The organism is Pseudomonas sp. 1176_21 (assembly GCF_052850635.1).
On record NZ_VXCV01000034.1, the window covers coordinates 1 to 1,345 of the forward strand.

The window sequence follows — 1,345 nt, forward strand, 5'->3', positions numbered from 1 at the left end:
TTTCGTCGCCACGCTGGATGCATTGAAGCGCATTGACGAGCCTGCGCTGGTTGCGGTCGAACGCGGCGTGCCGCTGCCGCTGTCCTACGCCCAGGAGCGCCAGTGGTTCCTCTGGCAGCTGGACCCGCAGAGCAGTGCCTATCACCTGCCGGCGGCCCTGCGCCTGCGCGGCCATCTGGACCTGAAGGCACTGCAACGTAGCTTCGACACGTTGCTAGCGCGTCATGAAAGTCTGCGAACGCACTTCACTCAAAAAGATGACCAACTGCACCAGATAGTCACCCATCAACCAGCCATGCTGATCGAACAGGAAGACCTGACCAATCAGAAAGACCAGATAGACACCTTTGTCGAAGTCGAAATCAACCGTCTGTTTGCATTGGATCAGGGGCCATTGTTACGGGTGAAGCTGCTGCAATTGGCAGCCGATGACCATGTGTTGATCATGACCCAGCATCATATCGTTTCCGATGCGTGGTCGATGCAGGTGATGGTCGACGAACTGATCAGCCTGTACAGCGCATACAGCGCAGGCCAGGATGTTGTGCTACCCGTACTGCCCATTCAGTATGCAGACTATGCGCTGTGGCAACGCGAGTGGATGGAGGCCGGAGAACGGGATCGGCAACTGCACTACTGGCTCAAGCAGTTGAGCGGCGAACATTCCGTCATAACGTTGCCGACAGACCATGCCAGACCGCCAGAGCAGAGTTTCCGTGGGGACCATCTCGCGCTTACGCTCGATCAACCACTAGCGCTGAGCCTCAAAAAACTTGCACAACAGCGCGGCATCACGCCCTTCATGCTGTTGATGGCCTCGTTCCAAATGCTGCTGCATCGATACAACGGCCAACGCGACATTCGTGTAGGCGTGCCCGTTGCCAACAGAAATCGTATGGAAACCGAGCGCTTGATCGGCTTCTTCGTCAATACCTTGGTGCTCAAAACCGAGATAGAAAGTCAGCACACCGTCGCCACCCTGCTTGATCAGGTTAGAAACATTACTTTGCAGGCCCAAGCTCATCAGGACCTTCCGTTCGAACAGCTGGTTGAAGCGCTGCAGCCTGAACGAAGCCTGAGTCACAATCCGTTGTTTCAAGTCATGTTCAGCCACCAGGGCGAGACACGTGGCGTACAAAGGCAAAACGCGCTGCCAAATTTGGACGTAGAGTTCCTCGCCTGGGACAAGCAGACATCGCAATTCGATCTGATGCTGCATACAACTGAAAGCGCCGAAGGCTTCTCAGCGGTATTCACCTATGCCACCGATCTGTTCGAGGCGGCCACCATCGAGCGTCTGGCCCGGCACTGGCAGAACCTGCTGCAGGCGATTGTCGCTGACCCA

Annotated in this window: 1 protein-coding gene; it reads left to right on the forward strand. The window is 56.2% G+C overall.

Annotated features, from left to right (window positions below; translation table 11 throughout):
* Positions 1 to 22 precede the first annotated feature (22 nt).
* On the forward strand, positions 23 to 1,345 hold a 1,323-nt coding region (locus FW760_RS25970), incomplete at its 3' end, for a condensation domain-containing protein (RefSeq protein WP_446444111.1).